The following is a 20667-nucleotide window of genomic DNA, read 5'->3' on the forward strand; positions in this document are numbered from 1 at the left end:
AGGGGGTCCCTCTTCGACGCCGATCGGGGGTCCCTTTTGAACGCCGTTTGACAGCCTGATTTCCGGCATCGCCCGAGGCTCTAGTCTGGCGTTAGTGCGTTGCACAGCATGACTGGTGCCTCGGCCCGCCTTGAGGCCTTCAGCCTGATCGGCGGGCCGATCGTGACCGGTCGCTCGACCGGCACCGGAGGACCGAGCTGCCGCCCTGGTGGCCGGCTCATTCGAACCGATAATCCGAAAGATCGATCGTGACGATATAAGGTTCGGTGAGCGGGATATTGCTTGGTGTGTTGGGGACAATACGCATCTTCGAATATAGCGTGATACCCTGAACCTCGACAGGCTCGAACAGATAGCGCGACGCGGCATTGTTGCCTTGGATCTCGACTTCATAGTCGTGCCGGCGTAGCAGGCCCTTATCGTCGAAATAAAAGTCCTGAACCTTGCTGTGAGTGGCGATGCTGTCGGGAAATTCGACGCGGAGCCGGTGCCAATTTTCACCGGCCTCCTCCCAGCTCTCGATCTCCCTCGCGACGACCCCCGGACGCCCGAGCAGGAACGGGGAGATGAGATAGGTCCACATGGTGTAGCCCGCAAAATACGCGAGCTGGGCATCGCTCCAGTGCGTTTCCATCTCGAACCCGGCGAAAGACGCGCGCGGTTCGGAGAGGTCTTCCGTAATCGATCCGTCTTCCTCTTCGATGGTCACGCGCTGGGGCGTGAAGACCGAATGGCGCGATGTGGGGGCGAAAGGCCAATGAGACACGCGCTCTTCGCGCAGATCGACCCGAACATTGGCATGAGCGAGGACGTCGGTCTTGCCCTTCAACGCCCAAAGAATACCACCTTGCTCGAGCTTGGCGGTGAGCGTGGCGAAACTGTTGAAACGTTCGCGCCCGCCGTGCGCCTCGATCACCGAATCTAACAGGTCGGACAATGGAATTTCCTTTCGGTCCTGCTGTTCCCGATTGCCCCCGGCCCATGATGAGGCTGGCCCGCAGGCCACCGGCTTTCGGCATCTTGAAGGTGCCATGTTCCTCGATTCGCCGGCGCTGATCGACCCCTACGCCGGTATGAGTGAGGTGCGATTTCGTAGGTTAGCGCGTGCAGCGCCGGTTTGGCGCGACGGGAGGGGAGGGCTGGGCGTGCCCCATCTCGCAGTATCGCCCTCTTGCGGGGCTCATGCTCTCGCCGCTTCGCCAGACGCCAGACGTTAGACGTGCGACGCGAAGCGCTGGACGGACGGACTGGTACCCGTGACCGGAAGGAAAGGGCACCCACCCCATACCAACGATGGAGATGCATAAACCAGCGGACGGCTTCCGCGGTGGCGCCGTCTGTCACAGTCTTGCGTTGCCCGGGCCGGTGGACTTCACCCCCTGCATCGCGCTGCGAACCCGCCCTCTCCCTCGCAGCCCGAGCCGGCCCGGCACCCTGAAACCTGTGAGGCAAGCCATGGCGAAATTCGCGCGTTACCGCGACAGGCCGAACTTCGGGACAGGGAGGCAGGGGCCGGACCGCGATGTCGGTATCTGGCGGAGCGGGGAGCCGTCCGCAGCATCGCGCCGGTCGCCCGCGTCAATCTCCTTAAAGGGAATTGTGCCTGGGGCCTCCCGCCGCCCGGCGCAGCGCCTGGGGCGGCTGACCATAAGCACGCAGGAACGCGCGGCGCATCCGGTCGCGGTCGACAAAACCTGCCTGCCGGGCGACCACGTCGATCGGGTGCGCGCTGTCCTCCATCAACGTCCGGGCCGCTTCGAGGCGCAGATTCTCGATCGCCTTGGCGGGCGACTGGCCGGTCTCGGACTGAAACGCGCGGCTGAACTGCCGCGGGGAGAGATGGGCGACTTCGGCGAGATCCTCGACCGACAGCCGGCTTGTGAGGTTCCGGCGGGCGAAGGTCAGGACGGTCTGCATCCTGTCCGACTTCGGTTCGAGCTCGAGCAACGTCGAGAATTGCGACTGGCCACCGCTCCGGCGATGATAGACCACCATCTTGCGGCCAACGGCGCGTGCAGCCTCGTTCCCGAGATCCTCCTCCACAATCGCCAGCGCGAGGTCGATGCCGGCGGTCATACCCGCCGATGTCCAGATCGGTCCGTCCGCGATGAAAATCCGGTCTTCCTCGACCTTGATCAGCGGGAATCGCGCGGCCATCTCGCGCGCGTACATCCAGTGGGTCGTCGCCCTGCGGCCATCGAGAAGGCCCGCCTCGGCAAGGACGAGCGCGCCCACACAGGGGGCAGCGATGCGCCGCGCATACGCCGGCGCATCGCGGACGATAGCGACGACATCTTGGCCGATCGCATCCATCGTGCCCCCGACGACAAGAAGGTCGAGCGGGCTACCGTCGATCGGGGATGTCATGATCTCGAAGCCCGCGGATGTCCGCACCGGTCCGCCGTACCGCGAGATCATGCGCATGTCATAGACCTCCTCACCCGAATGCAGGTTGGCGATCTCGAAGACAGTCGAGATGGCGAGGGTCATCGGCGAATAGCCCGGGTGGAGAATGAAACCGACCTTGCGCACGCAGATCTCCGTATGTCCTAAATCGACGTTTATATGACATTTGAGACATGCGGTTTCAAGCCTATCTGTGAGGCAGCAATCAGGTGCTGAAACATAAGGAGACTGACAATGACGAATATGGGTACCGCGCTGATTACCGGAGCATCGAGCGGCATCGGAGCCATTTACGCCGATCGCCTCGCGCGCCGCGGCTATGATCTCATCCTGGTGGCGCGCAACGTCGAACGCCTCCAGGCGGTTGCCGCACGCATCACCGACGAGACGGGCCGATCGGTCAATGTTCTGGCGGCGGACCTGTCGGACAAGGCCGACCTCTTCAAGGTGGAGGAGGTGCTGCGTTCGAACGCCGGGATCACCATGCTGGTGAACAATGCCGGCTTCGGCGGTGTGACGCCGCTTCTCGAATCCGATGTGAACCGGATGGAACTGATGGTCGATCTCAACGTCACGGCCCCGATGCGACTGGCCTATGCAGCGGCGCCGGCCTTCGTCGAGCGCGGGAAGGGGACGATCATCAACATCTCCTCGATCGTCGCGATCGGTCCCGAGATCCTGAATGGTGTCTATGGCGGCAGCAAGGCCTTCGTTCTCGCCTTCACCCAGTCGCTCCAGCATGAGCTCGCCGACAAGGGCGTGAGGGTGCAGGCCGTCCTCCCGGGCGGGACCGCTACCGAATTCTGGGACATCGCGGGCTATGGAGATTATGCGAATAGCCCGTCGGTCATGTCGGGCGACGACATGGTCGATGCGGCTCTGGCCGGCCTCGATCTCGGCGAGGTCGTCACGATTCCGCCGCTGCAGGATGGCAAATTGTGGGACGATTATGAGGCGCAGCGCCTTCGCATCGCTGGCGACCTTGCCCACGCGCGCCCCGGCGCGCGCTATCTGGATGCCGTAACGAACTGACGCCTGGCATGGCGGGAGGCAGCGACTGTTTCGCTGTCTCCCGTCGCCATCGTCCGGCGAGCTGCATAGCGGCCCGGCGACTTCGGGCTGCGAGAGTGAAGGAACCAACAAGATGAAGAAGGTCTGGCTGGTCACGGGTGGATCGAAGGGCCTCGGCCGGGCGATCGTCGAAAGGGCGCTTGCGGGCGGGGACCGGGTGCTTGCAACCGCCCGGGATCCGGCGCAGCTCGAAGGGCTCCAGAACATCCACGCTTCCGACCTGCGTCTCTTTTCTCTCGATGTCACCGACGAAGGGCAGGCGAGGGCCGCGATCGATGCGGTGCAGGCGAATTTCGGCCGGCTCGATGTTCTGGTCAACAATGCCGGCTACGCCTCGATAGCACCTTTCGAGCAGCTTGACGCTGAAAGCTTCAGAGACCAGATCGAGGCGAACCTGTTCGGCGTCGTCAATATGGTCCGCGCCGCGTTGCCGATCATGCGGAGGCAGCGAAGCGGACACATCATCAACATATCGTCGGTCGGGGGACGGGTCGGGGCGCCCGGCCTTAGTGCCTATCAGGCCGCGAAATGGGCTGTGGGCGGATTTACAGAGGTTCTCGCGAAAGAAACGGCCGCCTTCGGCGTGCAAATGATCTCGGTGGAGCCCGGCGGAATGCGGACGGATTGGGGTGCGACCGCGAAAGGCCGGCCGATTGCCTTGATCGAGGAGTATGAGCCCAGCGTCGGCAAGTTTCTCGACCATATGGCGCATTTCGTAGGCAGCGAGGTCGGCGATCCCGCGCGGGTCGCGAATGTGGTCTTCGATCTCTCCCGCGCCCGAGACCTTCCGGTGCATCTGCTTCTGGGAAGCGACGCCTTGCAGGTGGTCGCGGAGAGCGATGCGGAACGACAGAAGGCCGCCGAGGCGTGGCTCGACGTCAGCCGGTCGACGGACTATGAAGACGGCGAAGCCTCTTACCTGAAGGACGGCGCGTTTCGGTAAGGCGGCCGGACGTGCTTGCCCGAACCCGGTGGCCGTTATTGGAGCCATACGATGTTATGGGCGTCCACATCCCACCGTCTTGATGCGCTCCGAGCGGCTGCAGGTCAGGATAGCGGCCGGTCGCAGACCCTCTTGGCCTGCGCGATCAAGGAAAATGCATCATGGCGAAGATTCTGATCCTTTATTATTCGTCCTACGGCCATATCGAGACGATGGCCGGGGCCATCGCGGAGGGCGCCCGCGCGGCGGGCGCCGAGGTCGACGTCAAGCGGGTTCCCGAAACCGCACCCGAGGCGGTGGCAAGGGCCGCTCACTTCAAACTCGACCAGGCGGCGCCCATCGCCACGATCGACGAGCTTGAGGCCTATGACGCGATCATCGTCGGGACCGGCACACGCTTTGGACGGATATCGGGCCAGATGGCGGCCTTTCTCGATCAGGCCGGCGGATTGTGGGCGCGCGGAGCGCTGAACGGGAAGGTCGGCAGTGCCTTTACCTCTTCGGCCACACAGCATGGCGGCAACGAGACCACCCTCTTCTCGATCATCACGAACCTGATGCATTTCGGTATGACGATCGTTGGCCTGCCATACAGCCACGCCGGTCAGGGCACGATCGAGGAAATCGTCGGCGGCGCACCTTATGGCTCGACGACGGTCGCGGGCTCGGACGGGTCGCGCCAGCCGTCCGAAATCGAACTGGCCGGCGCCCGCCATCAAGGCGGCCTGGTCGCGAAGACCGCAGCGAAGCTTTTCGGCTGATAGCCGCCGCGCCGCGCGGCAGCCCGCTGCGCCGGCGTCAAACCGCCCGCAATCCGGTAAGCGGGTTGCGGGCGGATTTGCGTGCATGCCGTGGGGCAAAGGCCGGTCCGGGATCGCATGGCTCCCGGACATCCTGTCGATTTCGCCGCTACCGGATTCCTGGTTGCCGGCAGAGGCTGGTTTTTGGAGCGGATTAGCGGCTACGGCTGCATTCCCACAGGAACCATCCCCGCCGTTCGCTCTCGTCGATCCAGACCTCGAGCAGGCTGGCGGTCGCGATGTCCGAGTGCTCGTCGCAGAGTTCGTGAACACGCCGCATTTCGGCGACGAGCTGCTTGGTGTCGCCATGCAGTTCGGCAAGCATGTCCTGCGGTTCGACAAAGGCTTCATTATTGTCGAGCAGCCGCTGGCGACCGGCGATGTCCGAGATGGACCGGATCGTGTTGCCGCCGATCTTGCGGGCACGCTCCGCGATGGGATCGGTCATCGCGAAGATCTCGGTTGCCTGTTCGTCGAGCAACAGATGATAATCGCGAAAGCTCGGTCCGCTCATGTGCCAGTGAAAATTCTTGGTCTTGAGATAGAGCGCGAAAACATCTGCGAGGAGAGCGCCAAGCGCACCCGATATGTCGCGCGTCGCCGCCTCGCCGAGGTCGCTGGGTGTCCCGAGAAACCGGCTGCTCTGCACCTTCCCTAATGTTTGTTCCGTCACCTGCTGAACTCCATGTTTGCCGGCACCGTCACGAGCGGCGGCGTCGGTCGATGTCGAAGGATCATCCCGGGCGCGCTCGTGCGAGCTGAAGGCCTCTGCGGCCCGGGCGAGGGGGATCGTATGCGGCAGCCCGCCCGTTCGATATCATACGGTGGTGTGGCCCGGATCGACCGAAGGCGGCAGTCCCGACGGGCACCGCGGGGCGGATCTTGCTCGTGGCGGTCCTTCGACCTCGTTCAACGGCCGACCCGTTTTTCCACATCGCGCCCATACGATCGTATGCGTCCGCCAGACCGAAAGAGACATGTTCGCCCTCGGCTCTCATGCCTATTTTTGATCGGTGGGCGGTCACGCCTTCCGGAAGAGTGTCTTCGATCCGCCCTGACGTTCCCACGGGTGGTCCGGCCGGCTCCGGGAAAGCAGGCGGCAGCAACTCTTCGACGTAAAGGCAAAGGAGGTTATCATGCAGATGATTGACTGGAACGACTATCGTTCTCAACTCGGATCGCGCATTGGCGAGATCGGCAAGCTCAGCCCCGACACCCTGAAAGGCTATCTAGCGCTCTCCGGTGCCGGAGCGAAGACAGGCGTGTTCGACGCAAAGTTCCGCGAACTGATTGCGCTCGCGGCAGCCGTCAGCCTGCGTTGCGACGGCTGTATCGCTGTGCATACCGCCCAGGCGAAGAAGCTTGGTGCGACCAAGGAAGAGATTGCGGAGGCGCTGGGGGTCGCGATCGCGATCGGGGCCGGGTCGGCGCTCGTCTACTCCGCGCGCGTACTCGATGCGATCGACACGGTCTGAGGGAGGCGCAAGATGAGCAGCATTATCCGTCGCGGTCTCGCGGCGATCGCGGGCGCGCGGTCCAACAGCGTCGGTATCGGGGCCATGAAGATCGCGATCGCGATCATCTTTCTCTGGATCGGCGCGCTCAAGTTCGTACCCTATGAGGCCGACAGCATTACGCCCTTTGTCGCCAACAGCCCGGCCATGTCGTTCTTCTATGAGCATCCGGGCGAGTATAAGGCCCATATGACGCACGAAGGCGAGCTCAAGCCCGAAGCTCGGGCATGGCAGACTGCGAACAACACCTATGGTTTCTCTCATGGTCTGGGTGCAGTCGAACTCGTGATCGGCGGTCTGACTCTGGCAGGCCTGGTGTCACGGCGCGCGGGATTTGTCGGTGCGGCACTGGCTTTTGCCACACCCTTTGTGACCCTGTCCTTCCTCGTCACCACGCCCGAGGCCTGGGTGGCAGCTCTTGGCGATGCGCAGCATGGGTTTCCCTATCTTTCCGGAGCGGGGCGTCTCGTGCTCAAGGATGTCGCCATCCTTGCCGGGGCGTGGCTGATCCTCGTCGACACCGCACGCGCGCTTCTCCGGGACCCGAAGGATCCCGGGACCGCGCCGCTGGAACGCTAGGGACGCCGCCAGTGCCGCGCCGGACGGCGCAGGCACATATTTTGCGCGGTTCTTCGGCGCATCGGCGCGGTCTCAACGTCCTCCTCACCATGGATTTCAAAGGTATCGGGACCGGCCGTGCGCACGAGTGGAATATCGAGGGGAAGGGCCTTGTTGCGCGCGTTTCATTTCCCTGACCGAATTCATGTCATCGGCGCGATCTCCGGCGGTGGCAGCGCATCCTGCCTCGCGTTGCCAGGCAAGCGCCCGCATGCGGGCGCAGAGCAAGAGTGGGGAGGGGTTTTCGTGGCGGGCTGAAAGCCAGGAGAGAGTCTCCCGGCGGCTCGCCATGGAGAATGACCCATGGCCAAACCGGCACCCAAGATTACCCTCCACCCGTCGCGCGATATTCCGCTCGACTGCTTGGTCCTGTCCCAATCCAATGTTCGGCGTGTGAAAGCCGGCGTCTCGATCGACAAGCTTGCGGACTCGATCGCGCGGCGCGGCTTGCTCCAGAGCCTCTACGTCCGACCGATCCTCGACCCGGAGGGTCAGGAAACCGGCCGGTACGAGATACCGGCCGGCGGGCGGCGCTTCCGTGCGCTGGAGCTCCTCGCAAAACAAAAGCGCCTCGCCAAGGATGCGCCGATCCCCTGCGTGGTCCGCGCTGCCGCCAATGATATACTCGCCGAGGAAGACAGCCTCGTCGAGAACAGCGAGCGCGAGCAGCTTCACCCGCTCGACGAATTCCGCGGAATGAAGGCGATGGTCGACAAGGGCAACGGCGTCGAAGAAATCGCCGCCCGCTTTCACACGACGGCCGCCGCTGTGCGCCAGCGCCTGAAACTCGCCGGAGTGTCGCCGAAGCTCCATGACATCTATGCCGACGAGGCGATGACGCTCGACCAGCTCATGGCCTTCACCGTGTCCGACGACCATGCGCGGCAGGAAGAGGTGTGGGACCAGCTCGAGCACAGCTTCCGGACGCCGGCGCATATTCGCCAGAAGCTTACCGAGAACAGCGTGCGCGCGCAGGACAAGCGTGTGCGGTTCGTGGGCATCGATGATTATGTCGCGGCCGGCGGCGCCGTTGTCCGCGACCTCTTCGAGAGCGATCATGGCGGCTGGCTCACCGATCCCGCGCTGCTCGACCGGCTCGTCGAGGCGAAGCTTGGCGAGGCGGGCGAGGGCGTTGCGGCCGAGGGCTGGAAATGGGTCGCGATCGCGATCGACCTGCCCTGGGAAGCCACACGGGGCCTTCGCGAAATCATTGGCGAAGAGACCCCGATGACCGCCGAGGAGGAGGCGCGGGTCGCCGAGCTCGAGGCGGAAGGTGAAGAACTCGGCGACGAGTGGGGCGATGCGAACGATGTGCCGGACGAGATCCATGCCAGGATCGAGGCGATCGACAATGAGCTCGCGGCGCTCGCCCACCGTCCATGCACCTTTGACTCCGCCGAGCTGGCTATCGCCGGCGCGTTCGTCACGCTCGACAGCGACGGCCGCATCCGCGTCGAGCGCGGCTATGTGAAGCCCGAGGATGAGCCGGCTTCCGACGAGGAAGAAACGGACGAGCCGGGCGAAACGGGTGATGCCGCGCCGGCCGGAGACGAGGCCAAGGCAGGTGAGGAAGCCGCGGCGGCGACTGCGGAAGAGGAGGCCGAGGAAGGCTTGAAACCGCTTCCCGATCGACTCGTCGCGGACCTGACGGCCTGGCGGACGCTCGCCTTGCAGGACGCGTTCGCGCAGGATCCGGCGACGGCCTATGTGGCGGTCCTGCACGCCTTCGTGCTCGGCTGCTTCTTCAGTCATAGCAGGGACAATTGCGTGCAGATTTCGGCGCACCGGACCTATTTCGGAAGCGCAGGCAGCGCACTGCGCGACAGTAGTCCTGGTCAGGCGATCACGGCGCGCGGAGCCGCCTGGCGTGAGCGCCTGCCGGATTCGGACAAGGATGTCTGGGACTTCCTCCTGACCCTCGGGGCCGACGAACAGGCGCAGCTGCTCGCGCACTGCGTTTCGGGCGCGGTGAATGCCCATGCCGAGATCGTCCCCAAGCATGGCGGCGGCCAGGTGTCGGCGCATATGGTCGAGCGGCGCATTGCGCACAGCAATGTCCTTGCCCGGGCGGTCGGGCTTAACCTCGTCGACGCCGGCTGGCGCCCGACGGTCGCCTCCTACTTCCAGGGCGTGACCAAGCCGCGCATTCTCGCAGATGTGACCGAAGCGCGGGGCGAGCAGTTTGTCCAGATGATCGATCATCTCAAGAAGGGCGACATGGCGCGCGAAGCCGAGCGCCTGCTTGAGGAGACGGGCTGGCTCCCCGAGCCGCTCCGCACGCCGGGCCTCGACGATATCGAGCCCGCGACGACGGAAGGCGAGGAGCCGACAGTCGAACTGCCTGCCTTCTTGGCGGACGACCCTGCCGATGAGGACGGCGAGAGCGACGCGGAGCTTCCTGTCGCCGCCGAATGATCCGGCACTTCAACTGCAATCAATCCTCTTCGGTCCGGCAGCGATGTCGGGCCGAAGCCATTTCCGGAGAATTGAAATGAATATTCTGAAGCAAATCCGCTCGATCGATGGAGGCTGCAATGGCTGATCGCGTTCCTGCATCGATCCTTATCGGCGGCGAGATGTCGGCCGCGCTTTATGCCGAGTTCGTCTCGGCGATCGCCTTCGAAGGCCTGCCGATCATATGGGGCGGCGAGCCCTTTGAGATCGGCCAGCGCGTCGTCGGCGAGCCGCTCGCGCTGTTCGACGAGAGCTGCGCCTGGGGCAAGATCGACCATCTCGAGGCGTTCTGCGTCCGGAACGCCCTGCCGTTCGTTCGCTGGTCGGGCAGCTATCCCGCCGAATGGTCTCCCGAGCGCCTCGTCTTCCGGGGCACGGGCACGGTCGACAGCTATATGATCGACGAGAGCGATCGGGTCGTCCTCGACCGGCGCCTGCTGGAGAGTTTCGGCTCAATCGAGGCGGCGTTCGCCTATTTTGACGGCGCCGAGTTCGAGGTTCCGCCGCTGGTCGTCGAGGGCGATCCGCCGATTCCGGAAACGGACGCAACAGCCTCGGCGCCGCCTTCTCAGGCGCCCGAGCCTGCCTGACCGCCACCACATCATCATTCATTCCGAAATCCCGGCCATCGTGCCGGGCTTTCGCGTTTCAAGGAGACGCACGCATGTCTGCAAAAGATATCTATGACACCGCTCCGCTCGGGAGCATCATCCGCTATTCCAACGGCGAGCCGCGGCCGCCCGAGCGCTTCACGCGAAAGGTGAAGGCATGGGAGAATGAAAATGGCACCGGCCGCCTGGTCGAATGTTCACCGGGGCGTGATGGCGCCACCTATCGCACTCCGGCAACCTTCACGCTCCACGTCGGAACCTATGGCAGCGGCGGGACGATCATTCTCGTCGTCCGGCGCGTTTATATGGTCGAGAGCCAGCTCCAGTTCGAGGTGATTGAACGGCCCGCGGCGGGCATGGTCCGTATCCTCACCAAGATCGGCGATCATGAGGAACTGCAGCATCTCGCTGAGGACATGCCAGCGGCCGAACTGTGGCGCGCTCGCCATGGTTATCCGGGCGCTCGGTGCGAGACCGTCGAAGACCCGGACCTTGTCGATCGGGCTGCTGTCGGGAGGGCTGCGGCATGATCGAGGCTCATTATGGCACGACCGCCGATGGCCTGCTCGCCGCGCGGATCGACTGTCTGGTCTATGTTGCCGTTCCGGTAAAGGGCGGCTTCCGCATTGCGACCGCCTATCGGCCCGTGCGGCCGCTGGAGGAGGTGACGAAGGATTGCGCCTATGGCTGCGAAGCCGTCGTCGCAGACGATGCGGGTTTTCGCTCGCATATCGACGGCGTATTGGATGATGCGCGGGAACGCGAAGCTTTGAATCGCCGGCAGACAGACATGGCGCCGTGGACGCCCTGGGGTCCTTCACAGTCGGCAACACGCTATGCTGAGGGGATCATCTGCTACACGACCGCGGGCCACGGCGGTTTCATTCTCGATCCCGAACGCAACGCGCTCGTTTCACCGGCGCTGCGGCTCCCGGACGGTTGCTATGAGGAGGACTGCGATTGGTCGCGCGTCGCTGCCGCCTTTCCCGCCTTGTTCACCGCCCGGGAGAAGACGGCGGCGGACAAGATACTTCGCGATAGCTTCCCCGACGCGTGGGAGGCTCTTTATGGCCGCACGCTCCCGCCGGAGGAATCCTTCACCCGGGAGCGCGAAGCGTTCGAGAGCCGCCATGCTGCCGACTGGGTGGTGATTGTGGCGTCACGATCGGACAGCCATCCCGGGTTCATCGTGGCTTCCGCGACCCTGGGTGGGCGGCGGAACGCAGGCCCGGCGCGCACCTATTTCATCCCGTCGGATGAATATGCCGCCGGTCGGCATGGGTTCGTGATCGATCCCGCGCGGCACCAGCAGCCGGGCTGAGAGGAAGAGGGCGGAAGGGGAAGGAGGAAGTGCCGCGGACCGAGAGAGCGCCCGGCAACTTCATCCTTCCCGCTCTCGCTCGAAAGCCTGCCTCATGCCCAGCAATACGAACCTGGCGGCTGCCGCCGCCGCACCTCTGCCTGCGCCCGCCGGAACTCTTGCCGCCGCCGCACTCCTGCTGCCGCTGCTTGAGCGCGGCGAGACCATCGACACGGAGCGCCTTCGCGCCGCGATGAACGAGGGCTGCGGCGGAACCGATGCCGAAGGCATCTGGGATTGGAAATCGGCCTATGATGCCTGCGAGGCGGCGCAAGTCGCGCTCCTCCGTCGCTACGGCGCCGCGCTTGTCGCGCGCCAGCGATCGGCACAGCAGCTCCTGTCCCTTTACGAGCGAATTGCCGGCCGCTTTCCTACGCACACGCGCCGCTCGGAAACGAGCCAGGCCCTGCAGCAATTCTCTACCCCTCTGCCGCTCGCAATGATCGCCGCCCATGCGGCCGCGATCGTCCCCGGCGACCTGGTTCTCGAGCCGTCGGCGGGGACCGGCATGCTCGCCGTCCATGCGCATGACGCGGGCGCCCGCCTCGTGCTGAATGAGCTGGCGGACGACCGGGCCAGTCTGCTCACCGAATTGTTTCCGGAGACCCTTGTCCACCGGTACGACGCGGCCTCGATCGACGATCGTCTGGCGGCAGATATCGTTCCCACTGTGGTTCTCATGAACCCGCCCTTTTCGGCCGTTGCCAATGTCGAGCGGCAGATGAAGGGAACCGCGCTCCGGCACATCGCGTCGGCACTGGCGCGGCTCAGTCCGGGAGGCCGTCTTGTCGCCATCACCGGCTCGGGATGCTCGCCCGAGGCTCCGGCCTGGCGCGATATCTTTGTGCGCTTACAGGACAGTGGACGGGTGGTTTTCTCGGCCGCAGTCGCCGGCAAGGTCTTCGCGCGGCACGGGACATCGATCGAAACGCGGCTCACCGTGATCGATAAGGTGCCCGCCGACAATCCTTCAGTCTTCTCGGGCGTGGCGGGCTGCGCCGCCGACGCCGCGACCTTGCTGCAATGGGTGGAGGCGAACGTACCGCCGCGCCCTATGCCGCCCGCTTGTCTTAAGGCGTCGGCGTCCATCGCAGGAATTCCTCGGCGAGATGGCCCCGTGCTGCGCAGGACGATGTCGCCGCGGCCGCTACGCGAGGATGGGATCGAGCTGGCCTTTGAGGTTTCCGATTGGGTGCCGCCCGAGGGGCAGCTCGAAGAGGCGATCTATGAGCCCTATGCGCTTCAGTCGATTGCGATCCCGGGCGCTTCTCCCCATCCGACCGCGCTCGTCCAGTCGGCCGCCATGGCATCGGTCGCGCCGCCGAAGCCCGGCTACCGGCCGCATCTTCCCGCATCGCTCATCGAGAAGGCCAGCCTTTCGGACGCGCAGCTTGAGTCAATCATCTACGCAGGCGAAGCGCACAGCGGTTATCTCTCGGGCGCCTGGACCGTGGACGAAACCTTGGACGTGGTGAGCGCGGCCAGCGACGATGCAGACGGCGCGGTCCACTTCCGGCGCGGCTGGTTCCTCGGCGATGGCACCGGCGCGGGCAAGGGACGGCAGGTTGCCGGCATCATCCTCGATAATTGGCTGAAGGGGCGGAAGCGCGCGGTCTGGATCTCGAAATCGGACAAGTTACTCGAGGATGCCCAGCGCGACTGGTCGGCACTCGGACAGGAGCGACTGCTCGTCTCGCCGCTGTCGCGCTATCGCCAGGGAACGCCGATCAAGCTCATCGAGGGGATTTTGTTCACCACCTATGCGACGCTGCGGTCGCAGGGGCGCGAGGGCAAGGGAAGCCGCCTCGACCAGATCCTCGAATGGCTGGGCACGGATTTCGACGGGGTCATCATCTTCGACGAAGCGCATGCGATGGCAAACGCTGCGGGCGGCAAGGGCGAGCGCGGCGACCAGAAGCCTTCGCAGCAGGGCAAGGCGGGGCTCCGCCTTCAGCATGCGCTTCCAGATGCGCGGATCGTCTATGTCTCGGCGACGGGTGCGACCACGGTGCAGAACCTCGCCTATGCGCAGCGCCTCGGCCTCTGGGGCGGGACCGACTTTCCCTTCGCCGGACGCAGCGATTTCGTCGCGGCGATCGAGGAGGGCGGCGTTGCGGCGATGGAGGTGCTTGCCCGCGACTTGAAGGCGCTCGGCCTCTATGCGGCCCGCTCGCTCTCGTTCGACGGGGTCGAATATGAACTGCTCGAGCACCAACTCACCGAAGAGCAGCGCCGCATCTACGACAGCTATGCCGCCGCCTTCCAGGTGATCCACAACAATCTGGACGCGGCGATGGAAGCTTCCGGGGTGACGAGCGCCGAGCATGGCACGCTCAACGGGCAGGCCAAATCGGCCGCGCGCTCGGCATTCGAGAGTACGAAGCAGCGCTTCTTCAACCATCTTATCACCGCGATGCAGACACCGAGCACGATTGCGAGCATCGAGGCGGATATCGCGGCAGGGCATGCTGCGGTGATTCAGATCGTCTCGACCGGCGAAGCGCTGCAGGAGCGCCGCCTCGCCGAGATACCCGCCGAGGAATGGGGCGATGTCTCGGTCGACATCACGCCGCGCGAATATGTCCTCGACTATCTCGCGCACAGCTTCCCGGTGCAGCTCTTCGAGCCGTGCAGCGACAGCGAGGGCAATCTCTCGTCGCGCCCCGCCTATGACGGTGACGGCAATCCGATCGTGAGCCGCGAGGCGTGCCGCCGCCGTGACGCGATGATCGAGAAGCTCGCCAGCCTGCCGCCGGTGCCAGGCGCCCTCGACCAGATCGTCCAGCATTTCGGGACCGACGAAGTCGCCGAGGTGACGGGGCGTTCGCGCCGGATCGTTCCAAGGCAGGGCGAGGGCGGCGACGTGCGATTTGCGGTCGAGAACCGTCCGGGAAGCGCGAGCGTCGGCGAGACCCATGCCTTCATGGATGACGACAAGCGCATCCTGATCTTCTCCGAGGCTGGCGGCACCGGGCGCTCCTATCATGCCGACCTCGGCGTGAAGAATCAGCGCCGCCGCATCCACTATCTCCTCGAGGCGGGATGGAAGGCCGACGCCGCGATCCAGGGCTTCGGGCGCACGAACCGCACGAACCAGAAGCAGCCGCCGATGTTCCGGCCTGTCTCGACCGATGTTAAGGCGCAGAAGCGCTTCATCTCGACGATCGCGCGGCGGCTGGACTCAATGGGCGCGATCACGCGCGGGCAGCGCCAGACGGGCGGGCAGAATATGTTCCGCCCCGAGGACAATCTGGAATCCTTCTACGCGCGCGACGCGCTCCGCCAGCTCTATCTCCTGATCGCGAACGGAAAGGTGAAGGGCTGCTCGCTGCTGACGTTCGAGAGCGCGACGGGTCTGTCGCTTATCGATGCCGATGGCGGGCTTCGCGACGAGCTTCCCCCGATCACGACATTTTTGAACCGGATGCTCGCGCTCGCGATCGACCTGCAGAACATCCTGTTCGAAGCCTTCGAAGGCCTGCATTCGGCGCGGATCGAAGCGGCCATGTCCGCGGGAACCTATGAAGTCGGCCTCGAGACCCTCCGCGCCGAGAGCTTCATCATCTCGTCGCGCCGCACGATCTACACCCATCCTGGGACCGGCGCGGAGACGCAGCTCCTCACGATCGATCGAAAGGATCGTCTGACGCCGCTCACGCTCGAGAAAGCCCTGGCGCTCGAAGATGCCGAGGGTGCCGCCCTGCTGGTCAACGCCCGCTCGGGCCGCGCCGCGGTCCGGCTGCGAGCGCGGAGCATCGTCGACGACGATGGGGCGGTGCATCGCCGCTACCGGCTCATTCGCCCGATGGAAACCGTCAAGATCCTTGCCGACCAGCTCTTCACGAGCCACTGGCACGATGTCGGGCCCGACGCTTTCGCCGCGGCGTGGAACGAAGAACTCGCCGAGCTTCCCGAATATGAGACCGGCACGCTTCATATGGTCGCAGGATTGTTGTTGCCGATCTGGCGCAGCCTCCCGAACGAGTCGACACGCGTCTATCGCCTCCAGACCGACGCCGGGGAGCGCGTGATCGGCCGCCGCGTGTCGCCCGCCTGGGTGGCGAAGTTCGTCGACGACGGTCCGCCGAAGCTCTCCGCCGCCCAAGCTTGGGCGATGGTGATGGCGGGCGAGGCCCGGTTCGATCTTGCCGAGGGACAGCGGCTGGCGCGCGTCCGGGCCATGAACGACTGGCGCGTCGAGCTCACGGGCTTCAACGACCTCGGCGTCGAGCGGCTGAAGGCTTTTGGCTTGATATCGGAAATCGTTTCATGGAAATTGAAGCTCTACGTGCCGGCAGGGGCTGCTGGCGCCGACGTGTTCACACGGCTTGTTGAACGGTTTCCGATTCAACGGGTCGTCGATCGCAAGGCCGCCTGAAGGAGCCCCGCATGGAAAGTCCCGCCCGTGAAATCGCGCGCCGTCTCGGTGAAAATGCCGAGGCGGTGTGCCGCCGCTATCTGTCGAACGGCCGCCGCGAAGGCCAATATTGGATCGTTGGCGATCTTCAGAATAATCGCGGACGCAGCCTCTATGTTCGCCTCTCCGACGGCGATCAGGGCAGCCGCAGCGGCAAATGGACCGACGCGGCGACGGGCGATCATGGCGATCTTCTCGACATCATCGCAGCGAACGGCGGCCATGCCCGCTTCGGGGATACCCTGGCCGAGGCCCGGCGCTTCCTGAGCCTGCCGCTGCCTGACGGCAACGAGCGCAATCCGCGCGCGCGCAAGTCCAGATCGGGCAGCACGGCGTCGGCGAAGCGCCTGTGGGCGGCGACGCGGCCGATCGAGGAAACGGTCGTTCGCCGCTATCTTGCCGGGCGTTCGGTTACTCTCGTTGCCCAGCCGTCCATCCGCTTCCATCCGCATTGCTACTATCGTCCAAGCGAGGACGATGCACCGGATCTGCCCGCAGCGTGGCCCGCAATGATCGCGGCCGTCACCGATGAGGACGACAGGCTTCACGGTGTCCATCGCACATGGATCGATCCGGTCACCTCCACGAAAGCGCCCGTCGCCTTACCGCGTCGCGCTATGGGCAATCTGCTCGGTCACGGGGTGCGATTTGGCGCTGCCGCGAACGTGATGGTGGCGGGAGAAGGCATCGAGACCATGCTCTCGGTGCGCGAAGTCGCACCGGCCCTACCGTTGATCGCCGGGCTTTCGTCAGCGCATCTCGCGGCCATCCGGTTTCCGATCCCGGTTCGCCGCCTCTATGTCGCGCGTGAACGCGATCCGGCAGGCGCTGCGGCGTTCGAGACGCTTGCGGGCCGGGCCCGATCCTGCGGGATAGAAGTGCATCCGATCGATTCCATCTTCGACGATCTCAATAGCGATCTTTGTCTCCTCGGCAGTGACGCTCTGGTCGCTCTGCTGGCATCGCAGCTTGTTCCGGACGATGCGGCGGCCTTTCTGCGATCGGGTTGAACGGGCCGGGAGCGAGGTGCGGGGTGGCTGTCGGGTGAGGCCTTGTGGTGCTCCGCCGGTCGGGCCGCGCCTCCGGCATTCGCAGGGGGGCGACTGCGGCACGCGGGCCGGGCGCGCAATGGCGCGCGTGCGGCTATTTTCCGCCGGGGCGCGGGGCGCCCCTTTGCAGCGCGAAACAAAATAGCCTTCGCTTGCCATCCTCCGCTGATCGCTCCGGCCGCGCGCGGGCGCGCGGTGCTGGCCCGGTCCGCGTGCCGCGAGGGGTCGCCCGCGAAGGCCGCGAGAGGCGCGGCCAGACAGACAGAAAGAATCCCCCATGACCCATGGTCCCGATCATTCTCACGCCGCCGAGGCTCCCGAACCGGGATCGACGGCCTATCTTCTCCAGGAACTGCAACTTCACGGCTACCGCCCATTCGAAGACGAAGCCGATGGCCGGCCGCTTCCCGATGCCAGGCTGGCTGGCGCGGCGATTGTCGATATGTTCGATGCGCTCGCGGGGTGCCTCGAGGCGACGCGGATCGAGCCCGACCTTGAAGATCTGCTCTGGAACCTCGTCAACATCTTCCACCGCGCAGGCGAACGGGTCGAGCGCGGGCTCGACGACAACGAGCAGTTGCAGCGTCGTCTCCAGCGTGAACAGGATGGCAGCGAGATCCGTTCGGTCGAACTCGAGCGAGCAACGCGCGAGGGCATCTCGCTGATCGAGCGGCGCGACGCGATGGAATTTTTCCGCGAGGCGTCCGCCGACCAGTTCCGCATCCTTGTCCGCAAGGCATGGGCACCGCGCACCGGATCCCGGGTCCAGCATCGCACCATGACCGCGTCGCTCATCGACAGCCGCGACTTCCTCGATGCACGGCTTCGGGGAAAGGCAGCCGCTCTGCTCCCCGAGGGGACCCGCATCGCGTTCACCGGCGGATCCGATGCCGATCATCATGCGGTCTGGAACGCGCTCGATCGCGCTTATGAACGCCATCCCGACATGGTACTTCTCCACGGGGCGACCGCGACCGGTGCGGAGCGGGCTGCGGCCTGCTGGGCGGAAAGCCGGAAGGTCGCACAGGTGGCCTTCCGCCCCGACTGGAACCGGCATGGCAAGGCCGCGCCCTTCAAACGTAACGACCGGATGCTCGAAGCCCTGCCTGTCGGTCTCATCATCTTCGCGGGCACGGGGATCCAGGACAATCTGGCCGACAAGGCGCGCAAGCTCGGCATTCCGCTTTGGGACTTCCGGAGGCCCGGATAATCGCTAATCATTTCGCCTGTTCCGTCGCGGGGGAGAAGAGGGTGCCGGCATCACGCATATATTCCTGGACCGGCACTTTCGATGCGTTGGAACCCGAAGACCGGACCGTCGCCGCCCGACTCGTTGCTGCGGGCGGTGCGATAGACGCTACCGCCGAAGATATCGCGGTCCGTCTAGGAAACGCTCGCCTGGTCGCTTTGCTGCGAAACCAGGGCACCGACCGCGTCATCGCGGTGGGTTCGCTCAAAAATCCCATACCCGGCTATCGCGCCGGGCGCTTCGAGCTGGCCGGGGTTCCGATCCTTGGCTTCGAGGCGGCGCCCGAACTTGGCTATGTCGCCGTTGCCGAGGACATGCGCCGCAAGGGCCATTCGGAACGGATTGTTGGCCTCATCCTCGATGCAGTTGCCGAGCCCGCTTATGCGACGACCGATGACGATTATATGAAGCGGACGCTGGTGAAGGCGGGCTTTGCGGCCGTGGGCGGAGAATGGCCGGGCGGGCGCGGCATGCTGTCCTTGTGGACCTATGCTCCCGCGGCCTCACTGCCCGAGACGCGCCCTCGGACCTCACCGGATTAAAACTATCCTCAATCTGGATGTTTCTGCCGAATATATTTGCAATATATCTGTCGCTTACACATTTTCACTGCCATCCGATCACTTTGACCAGCGGTGACGTCATCGTCTCGTCGGTGCCTAATTGAGTGGGCGCCGCCGGCGGGCCTTTGGCAAAGAAACAGTGCCGGACGCTTCGGCTTGGCGACGATCGCCGGCATTGTCATGGTTCGTATGTTCATTCTCGACGCCGCGAGCGAGCTCGCGATCGACGTCATGACCGTCAGGACAGAGGCCGCTCTGCTGGATCTTCTGGGTGCCGCCGCCGCCCGCCTTGGATGCGATTATTTCGCGCTCAGCCATCATGTCGATTTTCTGGTAGCGCCGCGGCAGGGAATCCGGCTCCACAATTATCCTGAAGGTTGGGCCCGTCGTTTCGACGAACAGCGTCTCGGACCTGTCGACCCCATTCACCGCGCGAGCCAGCGAACCAGCGCGGCCTTTCTCTGGCAGGAGGCCCCGCGCTGGACGCCAGTGCGACCCGGCGACGACATGGTGCTTGCCGAAGCGCGGCGGCACGGGCTTCATGACGGTCTCACCATCCCTTCGCATCTCCCGGGCGAAGCGCACGGCTCGATATCCTTTGCCTGGCGCCGGGGCAGGCCGACCCTCTTCGATCTTCCCTTCGCCGGCATGTTCGGGCCCTTTGCGTTCGAGGCAGCGCGCCAGATCGCAGGACCGGTGCCGGAGGCGAACCGACCGCGGCTCACCGACCGCCAGCGTGATATCGTCATCTGGGCAGCACGGGGCAAGTCGGACTGGGCGATAGGGCAAATTCTCGAGCTGCGTCCCGGAACCGTCGTCGAGCATCTGCGCAACGCCCGCGGGCGCTACGATGCGCCGAACCGGACCGCGCTCGCGATCCGGGCCTTGTGGGACGGAACGATCAGCTTCGCCGATATCGCGCGCCGCTAACGCCTCGCTCCTGCGTCCCGACGCAAGGCTTCCGCCTTTCGCTCTTCAACTTCGGCCGCCCGTCAACGGTCCGCGCGGAAGCCGTCGTGCGTTGACCTCTACACCCCCATTTCTTGATATGGCGGGACCGCAAAATGCGGTTCAATTGGTTCGTCTCTACCAACCCCATAGGGAGAGACACCATGTTCCTGATTGTCGACCAAGCCAACCGTCCCCAAGAACACGCGGTATTGCGTTCGATGTTCGAGGCGCGCAAGCGCGTCTTCATCGATCTTCTGAAATGGGACCTGCCGGCGCTCGCCGGGCGGTTCGAACTCGATCATTTCGACGACGAGGACGCGACCTATCTCATCGTCACCGATCCTGACGGCAATCATCTCGCCTCGGCGCGGCTGCTGTTGACGACGCGTCCGGCGCTGCTCGATACGCTCTTTCCCGAGCTGGTCGCGGGCGTGGTGCCGCAAGGCGCCGACATATTGGAAATCACCCGCTTCTGCCTGTCTCCCGGGATTGGCGCCCGGCAGCGACGGATTGCGCGCGATACGTTGCTCGTCGGTCTCGCAGACTATGCGCTCGCCAATGGCATCGCCGCTTACACGGGCGTTGCCGAGCTTTCCTGGTTCCGGCAGGTCGAGACCTTCGGCTGGGATTGCAAGGCGCTCGGCGCGCCGGTGCTGTACCG

18 protein-coding genes are annotated in these 20667 nt (G+C 64.8%); 15 read left to right on the forward strand and 3 right to left on the reverse strand.

Features of this window, described 5'->3' with window-relative positions; genetic code table 11:
- Positions 1-217 precede the first annotated feature (217 nt).
- Entirely contained in the window at positions 218-916 is a 699-nt protein-coding gene (locus tag JHC57_RS14225; RefSeq protein ID WP_294030754.1) for a hypothetical protein, read from the reverse strand.
- A 671-nt stretch (positions 917-1587) separates the two neighbouring features.
- Positions 1588-2532, reverse strand: coding sequence for a GlxA family transcriptional regulator (locus tag JHC57_RS14230; protein ID WP_294030755.1), 945 nt, complete (start codon positions 2530-2532; stop codon positions 1588-1590).
- 108 nt (positions 2533-2640) lie between these two features.
- Between JHC57_RS14230 and JHC57_RS14235 the strand changes: the two genes are divergently transcribed.
- The 3 genes from JHC57_RS14235 (at position 2641) to wrbA (ending at position 5181) form a co-directional block, all read left to right on the forward strand.
- Positions 2641-3438, forward strand: coding sequence for an SDR family oxidoreductase (locus tag JHC57_RS14235; RefSeq protein WP_294030757.1), 798 nt, complete (start codon positions 2641-2643; stop codon positions 3436-3438).
- Between the two features lie 112 nt (positions 3439-3550).
- The gene (locus JHC57_RS14240) at positions 3551-4420 is read left to right on the forward strand and encodes an SDR family oxidoreductase (RefSeq protein ID WP_294030759.1); all 870 of its coding nucleotides are present in this window, start codon (positions 3551-3553) and stop codon (positions 4418-4420) included.
- 161 nt (positions 4421-4581) lie between these two features.
- Entirely contained in the window at positions 4582-5181 is a 600-nt protein-coding gene (gene wrbA, locus JHC57_RS14245) for an NAD(P)H:quinone oxidoreductase (RefSeq protein ID WP_294030760.1), read from the forward strand.
- Positions 5182-5374: 193 nt separating this feature from the next.
- On the opposite strand, the gene JHC57_RS14250 is transcribed toward wrbA, so the two are convergent.
- A complete protein-coding gene (locus JHC57_RS14250; RefSeq protein ID WP_294030761.1) occupies positions 5375-5893 on the reverse strand; it encodes a DNA starvation/stationary phase protection protein in 519 nt (172 codons plus the stop codon).
- A gap of 463 nt (positions 5894-6356) precedes the next feature.
- On the opposite strand from JHC57_RS14250, the gene JHC57_RS14255 reads away from it, so the two are divergent.
- The 12 genes from JHC57_RS14255 to JHC57_RS14310 form a co-directional block, all read left to right on the forward strand.
- Positions 6357-6695, forward strand: coding sequence for a carboxymuconolactone decarboxylase family protein (locus JHC57_RS14255; protein ID WP_366928544.1), 339 nt, complete (start codon positions 6357-6359; stop codon positions 6693-6695).
- Positions 6696-6707: 12 nt separating this feature from the next.
- Complete coding sequence (gene rclC / locus JHC57_RS14260; RefSeq protein WP_294030763.1) at positions 6708-7313, forward strand: reactive chlorine resistance membrane protein RclC; 606 nt, start codon at positions 6708-6710, stop codon at positions 7311-7313.
- Between the two features lie 342 nt (positions 7314-7655).
- A complete protein-coding gene (locus tag JHC57_RS14265; protein WP_294030765.1) occupies positions 7656-9767 on the forward strand; it encodes a ParB/RepB/Spo0J family partition protein in 2112 nt (703 codons plus the stop codon).
- A 119-nt stretch (positions 9768-9886) separates the two neighbouring features.
- Complete coding sequence (locus tag JHC57_RS14270; protein ID WP_294030767.1) at positions 9887-10396, forward strand: hypothetical protein; 510 nt, start codon at positions 9887-9889, stop codon at positions 10394-10396.
- Between the two features lie 74 nt (positions 10397-10470).
- Positions 10471-10947 (forward strand): hypothetical protein, encoded by a 477-nt coding sequence (locus tag JHC57_RS14275; protein ID WP_294030768.1) that lies wholly within the window; start codon positions 10471-10473, stop codon positions 10945-10947.
- Positions 10944-11738 (forward strand): hypothetical protein, encoded by a 795-nt coding sequence (locus JHC57_RS14280; RefSeq protein WP_294030769.1) that lies wholly within the window; start codon positions 10944-10946, stop codon positions 11736-11738. Before JHC57_RS14275 ends, JHC57_RS14280 begins: the two co-directional genes overlap by 4 nt.
- Positions 11739-11832: 94 nt before the next feature.
- On the forward strand, positions 11833-16155 hold the full coding sequence (locus tag JHC57_RS14285; RefSeq protein ID WP_294030770.1) for a strawberry notch family protein: 4323 nt from the start codon (positions 11833-11835) through the stop codon (positions 16153-16155).
- Positions 16156-16166: 11 nt separating this feature from the next.
- Positions 16167-17204: a toprim domain-containing protein gene (locus JHC57_RS14290; RefSeq protein ID WP_294030772.1), complete on the forward strand. Its 1038-nt coding sequence runs from the start codon at positions 16167-16169 to the stop codon at positions 17202-17204.
- Positions 17205-17520: 316 nt separating this feature from the next.
- Complete coding sequence (locus JHC57_RS14295; protein WP_294030773.1) at positions 17521-18453, forward strand: DUF2493 domain-containing protein; 933 nt, start codon at positions 17521-17523, stop codon at positions 18451-18453.
- Between the two features lie 197 nt (positions 18454-18650).
- Entirely contained in the window at positions 18651-19034 is a 384-nt protein-coding gene (locus JHC57_RS14300; RefSeq protein WP_294030774.1) for a hypothetical protein, read from the forward strand.
- A 201-nt stretch (positions 19035-19235) separates the two neighbouring features.
- Positions 19236-19985 carry a LuxR family transcriptional regulator gene (locus JHC57_RS14305; RefSeq protein WP_294030775.1) on the forward strand — a complete coding sequence of 250 codons (750 nt, stop codon included), beginning with the start codon at positions 19236-19238 and terminating at the stop codon, positions 19983-19985.
- Between the two features lie 182 nt (positions 19986-20167).
- The coding region (locus JHC57_RS14310) for an acyl-homoserine-lactone synthase (RefSeq protein WP_294030776.1) at positions 20168-20667 on the forward strand (500 nt) is incomplete at its 3' end.

This window comes from Sphingopyxis sp. (assembly GCF_016463645.1).
GTDB lineage: Bacteria > Pseudomonadota > Alphaproteobacteria > Sphingomonadales > Sphingomonadaceae > Sphingopyxis.